The organism is Pseudoduganella sp. RAF53_2 (genome assembly GCF_052113985.1).
Classification (GTDB): domain Bacteria; phylum Pseudomonadota; class Gammaproteobacteria; order Burkholderiales; family Burkholderiaceae_D; genus Rugamonas.
Map to the genome: position 1 here is coordinate 1 of NZ_JBFRDW010000398.1, position 5,578 is coordinate 5,578.

General features: G+C 62.2%; 6 protein-coding genes and 1 pseudogene. 5 read left to right on the forward strand and 2 right to left on the reverse strand.

From position 1 onward, the window contains the following. Positions 1-382 (forward strand): annotated as a pseudogene (locus tag AB4Z11_RS21160) (hypothetical protein); the annotation flags it as partial. Here AB4Z11_RS21160 and hslO read toward each other — a convergent pair. Both hslO and AB4Z11_RS21170 read right to left on the reverse strand, forming a co-directional pair. After that, the gene (hslO, locus tag AB4Z11_RS21165) at positions 379-1,317 is read right to left on the reverse strand and encodes an Hsp33 family molecular chaperone HslO (protein WP_442027476.1); all 939 of its coding nucleotides are present in this window, start codon (positions 1,315-1,317) and stop codon (positions 379-381) included. The pseudogene AB4Z11_RS21160 and the gene hslO overlap by 4 nt on opposite strands. A 3-nt stretch (positions 1,318-1,320) precedes the next feature. Further along, a complete protein-coding gene (locus AB4Z11_RS21170) occupies positions 1,321-1,845 on the reverse strand; it encodes a gamma carbonic anhydrase family protein (RefSeq protein ID WP_442027478.1) in 525 nt (174 codons plus the stop codon). Between the two features lie 149 nt (positions 1,846-1,994). Here AB4Z11_RS21170 and AB4Z11_RS21175 point away from each other — a divergent pair, with 149 nt between their 5' ends. The 4 genes from AB4Z11_RS21175 (at position 1,995) to AB4Z11_RS21190 (ending at position 5,465) form a co-directional block, all read left to right on the forward strand. After that, positions 1,995-2,870 carry an alpha/beta fold hydrolase gene (locus tag AB4Z11_RS21175; protein WP_442027480.1) on the forward strand — a complete coding sequence of 292 codons (876 nt, stop codon included), beginning with the start codon at positions 1,995-1,997 and terminating at the stop codon, positions 2,868-2,870. Between the two features lie 59 nt (positions 2,871-2,929). Beyond that, a complete protein-coding gene (locus AB4Z11_RS21180) occupies positions 2,930-3,763 on the forward strand; it encodes a 3',5'-nucleoside bisphosphate phosphatase (protein ID WP_442027482.1) in 834 nt (277 codons plus the stop codon). A gap of 129 nt (positions 3,764-3,892) precedes the next feature. Further along, entirely contained in the window at positions 3,893-4,765 is an 873-nt protein-coding gene (gene htpX / locus AB4Z11_RS21185; RefSeq protein ID WP_442027483.1) for a protease HtpX, read from the forward strand. Between the two features lie 76 nt (positions 4,766-4,841). Further along, positions 4,842-5,465, forward strand: coding sequence for an L-threonylcarbamoyladenylate synthase (locus tag AB4Z11_RS21190; protein WP_442027485.1), 624 nt, complete (start codon positions 4,842-4,844; stop codon positions 5,463-5,465). Positions 5,466-5,578 lie beyond the last annotated feature (113 nt).

Sequence of the window (5,578 nt, forward strand, 5' to 3'; positions counted from 1 at the left end):
CGCCAACCCGCTGGCTTACTTCCAGGGCAAAGTGCTCGGTGCGGCGCAAGGCAGCGCCTACACCGCCCGCCTGCGCGAGCAGGGCCTGACCATCGATGACGGCGCCCGTGACGTCGACCGCAATATCGAAAAGCTCAAGCTGGGCCGCGTTGCAGGCGTAGTCGTGAGCGCGGTAAAACCGGAACATATAGACGCCATCGTCAAGCGCTACAACGGTGAAATCATGCAGCTGCCGCAGCCGCTGGTGAGCACGCGGCTATGGCTGGCCTTCAATGAGAAATACTACGAAGCGCACCGGGCGCAGGTGGAAGCCCTGTGGACGTGGATCGATATGAACCGCGCCCACCTTGGCTATGTGATGCAGCGTTACGGCAAGGATTAGTGCTTTACTTCGGTCGGGTGCAGCAATGCCTCGGCCGGCGCGGTGGTGGTGAACAGCTGGGCGCAGTCCACCGCATCGTACTCGTAGTGCTTGCCGCAGAAGTCGCAGTTGATGCCCAGCTTGCCCTGTTCGGACAGCGCGGCTTCCACTTCTTCCTGGCCCAGCATCTTCAGCATATTGCCCACCTTCTCGCGCGTGCAGCTGCAATGGAACTGCGGATGCAGCGGCTCGAACACGCGGATGGTCTCTTCCCAGAACAGGCGCTGCTGCAGCACGTCGATGGTGGTGCTCAGCATCTCTTCTTCTTTCAGCGTGGAGCCCAGCACCACGGCGCGGTTCCAGGTTTCCTGGGCTTCGTCGGCGGTCAGTGCGCCCGGTTCGATTTTACCGCCGTGGAAAGGCAGCTTTTGCAGCAGCACGCCGCGCGAGACGTTATCGTCCGCGGCCAGCCACAGCTTGGTGTCCAGCTGTTCGGAGCGCAGCATATAGTTTTCGATCACGGTGCTGACATCGTGGCCGTCCAGCGGCACCACGCCCTGGTAAGGCTGCTGGCCCGGCACCTTCTCGGCCGGGTCGAGCGTGATGACGAAACGGCCCTTGCCATGTGCGTTGACCAGGGTCTGCAAATCGGCATCCTGCGCGATCGCGTAGTCAGGATTCATTTTCGCGGTAGCGCGCAGCTTCAGCTCGGAATCGCATTCCACCACCAGCAGGCGCACCGGGCCGTCACCATGGATCTGCATGATGATGGAACCGTTGAACTTGAGGTTGGCCGAGAGCAGGGCCGCTGCCGACACCATTTGTCCCAGCAGGCGCTTGACGGCGACCGGGTAGTGGTGGCGGGCCAGCACTTCGCGCCAGGTGGCGGACATGTCGACCAGCTCGCCGCGCACGGCAGCGTTCTCGAAAATGAATTTTTGCAGGGTGTCGGTCATTCTTTATCCAATCTTCTTCAGTTGCGACTTGAACAGCTGGCCGCGTTTCACGTAGCTGTCGGCGCTGCCTTTCAGGCGCGCCACGTCTTCTGCTGTCAGTTCGCGCACCGCTTTGGCGGGCGAACCGATAATCAGCATATTGTCGGGAAATTCCTTGCCTTCCGTGACCAGCGCACCGGCGCCGACCAGGCAGCCTTTGCCGATCTTCGCGCCGTTCAGCACCACCGCCTGGATGCCGATCAGCGCGCCATCACCGATGGTGCAGCCGTGCAGCATGGCCTGGTGGCCGATGGTGACATCGCGGCCCACGGTCAGCGGGTATCCCATATCGGTGTGCATCACCGTGCCTTCCTGGACATTGCTGTTTTCGCCGATCGTGATGCGCTCATTATCGCCACGAATGGTGGCGCCGAACCACACGGATGCATTGGCTTTCAGGGTGACTTTGCCGATCAGGGTGGCGTTGTCTGCGACGAAAGCGGATGCGTCGACTTCTGGCGAATGTTCGCCCAGCTGATAAATTGTCATGGTTGGCTCTCAGGAAATTGGCGCTATTTTACGCCTTGCCTGAAAAATGCCGGGGATACGGTTTGCGAACGGTCGTGCTATTATGTGCATTCCCGGCCGCAAGCAGCCCATATTGGCGCTGGCGGCGCTTTTTCAAGGCAGACATCATCATGACCCCATCCCGTTCCGAATTCATCACCGTGCGCGGCCTGCGCACCCACGTGCACCACTGGGGACGGGAAGGCGCGCCGAAAGTGTTCATGATGCACGGCTGGATGGACGTGGGCGCCTCCTTCCAGTTCGTGGTCGATGCCATGCAGGGCGACTGGCACGTCATCGCACCCGACTGGCGCGGTTTCGGCCTGACCGATCGCAATGGCACCGATACCTACTGGTTCCCGGACTACGTCGCCGACCTGGACGCCATCCTRCGCCATTACCAGCCGGAAGGGCAGGTTAACCTGCTGGGCCACAGCATGGGCGGCAATATCGTCAGCATCTACGCGGGCGTGCGCCCCGAGCGCATCCGCCGCCTGATCAACCTGGAGGGCTTCGGCCTGAAGGCAACCGGCGCCGAGCAGGCGCCGGGCCGCTACGCCAAATGGCTCGATGAACTGCTGACGCCGCCGGAAATGCGCAGCTACGATTCGCAGGCCGCTGTGGCTGCCCGCCTGCAGAAAACCAACCCGCGTCTGACCAATGAGCGCGCAGCCTTCCTGTCGCAGCACTGGTCGGCGCAAAACGGCGAGGGCCGCTGGGAAATCCTGGGCGACCCCRTGCACAAGCAAGCCAGCCCGCTGCTGTACAAGATTGACGAAGTGCTGGCCTGCTGGAAGCGCATTACGGCGCCCGTGCTGTGGGTGGAAGCGGACGACACCAATATGTGGCTGTGGATGGGGCCAAAAGAAGAGGCGCGCGCCGAAGTGGACCGCCGCCTGAGCCATCTGGCCAAGGTTACCGCGAAAATGATGCCGGACGCAGGCCATATGCTGCATCACGACCAGCCCGAGCTGCTGGCGCAAATGCTTGAGGAATTCCTGGCCTGAGCACCGCGATTTACGCCGACAGCGTACAATGAAGGCTTCGCTTTTATGCAAGTGTCCGTATGCTGAATGTAGATCTTCACTGCCATTCCAATGTTTCCGACGGCGTGCTGCCGCCGGAGTCGGTTGCGGCTTACGCACGTAAGGCCGGCGTCGACGTGTGGGCGCTGACCGACCACGATGAAGTGGGCGGCGTGGCAAAAGCCCGCGTGGCGGCCGGGCAGGAAGGCATGCGCTTTGTTTCGGGCGTGGAGATTTCGATTACCTGGGGCGGCGAGACGGTCCACATTGTCGGCCTGCAGATCGACGAGAACGATGCGGCGCTGACCAAAGGCCTGGAAGACACACGTTCGGGCCGCGACAACCGTGGCCGCGAAATCGGCCGCCAGCTGGAGCTGGCGGGCATTCCGGGCTGCTATGAGGGCGCGCTGAAATATGTGGACAATCCCGCGCTGATGTCGCGCACGCACTTCGCCCGCCACCTGGTGGACCAGGGCGTGTGCCGCGATATTCCTGAAGTCTTCCGCAAATTCCTCAGTCCGGGCAAGCCGGGCTATGTCGAACATCGCTGGGCAACCTTGCAGCAGGCCGTTGCCTGGATTCGCGGCGCGGGCGGGATTGCCGTGATTGCACATCCGGGCCGCTACAAATTTACTGACTTGCAGGAAGGCGTGCTGTTTGATGAGTTCAAGCAGCTGGGCGGGACGGCGATCGAGGTGGTGACGGGCAGTCATACGCCGGATCAGTATCCTGAGTACGCGACGCTGGCGAATCGCTATGGCTTCCTCGCTTCGCGGGGAACGGACTTCCATGCGCCGGGCGAAACACGGGTCGACTTCGCGCTGCTGCCGCCCCTGCCGGGGAATGTGAAGCCGGTTTGGCACGATTGGTTCTGAAACCTTAAAACCGGGTCAGACCCAAGGGTCTGACCCTTTGGGTCTGACCMGATCTTAGGGTTAGGGCTTGTATTTCCCTACTGCCAACCATACATTATCATTCGGCAAATCTGTCCGGAGAACCACTACATGAAACGCATCATTCTTTTCCTCGCCACCAACCTCGCTGTGATGGTGGTGCTGTCCATTGTGCTGTCGCTGCTCGGCATTGGCCGTCCTGGCCCCGGCCAGATGCAGCTGGGGAATCTGCTGGCCTTTTCGGCGGTGGTGGGCTTCACCGGCTCCATCATCTCGCTGCTGATGTCCAAGCCGATGGCCAAATGGTCCACGGGCGCGCGCGTGATCGACGCGCCGCAGAACTCCACCGAGCAATGGCTGGTGAGCACTGTGCACGCGCTGGCTGACCGCGCCGGCATCGGCCGTCCGGAAGTGGCGGTGTACGAAGGCGAGCCAAACGCTTTTGCTACCGGCGCCTTCAAGAATGACGCACTGGTGGCGGTGTCCACCGGCCTGCTGCAATCGATGAACCGCGAAGAAGTGGAAGCGGTGCTCGGCCATGAAGTCGCCCACGTCGCCAATGGCGATATGGTGACCCTGACCCTGATCCAGGGCGTGGTCAATACCTTCGTCGTGTTCCTGGCGCGCATCGTGGGCGGCATCGTGGACTCGGCCATCAACAAAGGTGAAGAGCGCCGCGGTCCGGGCATCGGCTATACCATCACCGTGTTCGTGTGCGAAATCGTGTTCGGCCTGCTGGCTTCCATCATCGTGGCCTGGTTCTCGCGCCAGCGCGAGTTCCGCGCCGACGCCGGTTCCGCCAAGCTGCTGGGCAGCTCGGTGCCGATGCAGCATGCGCTGGCCCGCCTCGGCGGCCTGCAGCCGGGCGAACTGCCGCAAGGCATGGCCGCTTCCGGCATCACTTCCGGYGGCGGCTGGGCGGCCATGTTCTCCAGCCACCCTCCGATCGAAGAACGTATCGCAGCGCTGCAGCAACAGCGTTGATAAGCGGCGGATCGATGATCCGCCCTACGCGGCACTGTAGGGCGGGTCATTGACCCGCCGAATGCGAGCATATTTCATGAGCCAATTCTTTCAGATCCACCCAGCCAATCCGCAACTGCGCCTGATCAAGCAGGCGGCGGAGATCATCCACGGCGGCGGCATCGTCGCGCTGCCGACGGACTCCTGCTATGCGCTGGTGTGCCATCTGGACGATAAGTCCGCCGTCGAAAAGCTGCGCCGTATCCGCGGCATTGACGAAAAGCACCACCTGACCCTGCTGTGCCGCGACCTCAGCGAAATCGGCGTCTACGCGCGCGTGGACAATCGCCAGTTCCGCCTGCTGAAAGCGGCCACGCCGGGGCCGTTCACCTTTATCCTGGAAGCGACGCGCTGTGTGCCGCGCCGCCTGTCCCATCCCTCGCGCAAGACCATCGGCCTGCGCGTGCCTGAAAACGCCATCGTGGAAGCCCTGCTGGCCGAACTGCAGCAGCCGCTGCTCGGCACCACCCTGATCCTGCCGGACGAGGACGAGCCGCTGACCGATGCGGATACCGTCTGCGAACGCATCGGCAAACAGATCGATCTGATCGTCGACGGCGGCGCCTGCAGCTTCGAGGCGACTACCGTGGTTGACCTGACCGGCGATGAGCCGGAACTGGTGCGGCAAGGGAAGGGCGATCCGGCAATCCTTGGCCTGTAAATGGTGGATCGATGATCCGCCCTACGCGGAGTCAGCGATCTGCCGTCTGGTAGAATCTTTCTCATGAGTGATCTTAGTCAAACCATCCAGACTATCGCTGTCTACGCGATCCC

What these genes read in the sequence shown, in the direction of transcription:
- AB4Z11_RS21190 (WP_442027485.1), top strand. Translation starts at nt 4,842, where the DNA reads ATGAGCCAATTCTTTCAGATCCACCCAGCCAATCCGCAACTGCGCCTG.
- AB4Z11_RS21180 (WP_442027482.1), top strand. Translation starts at nt 2,930, where the DNA reads ATGCTGAATGTAGATCTTCACTGCCATTCCAATGTTTCCGACGGCGTG.
- AB4Z11_RS21170 (WP_442027478.1), bottom strand. Translation starts at nt 1,845, where the DNA reads ATGACAATTTATCAGCTGGGCGAACATTCGCCAGAAGTCGACGCATCC.
- hslO (WP_442027476.1), bottom strand. Translation starts at nt 1,317, where the DNA reads ATGACCGACACCCTGCAAAAATTCATTTTCGAGAACGCTGCCGTGCGC.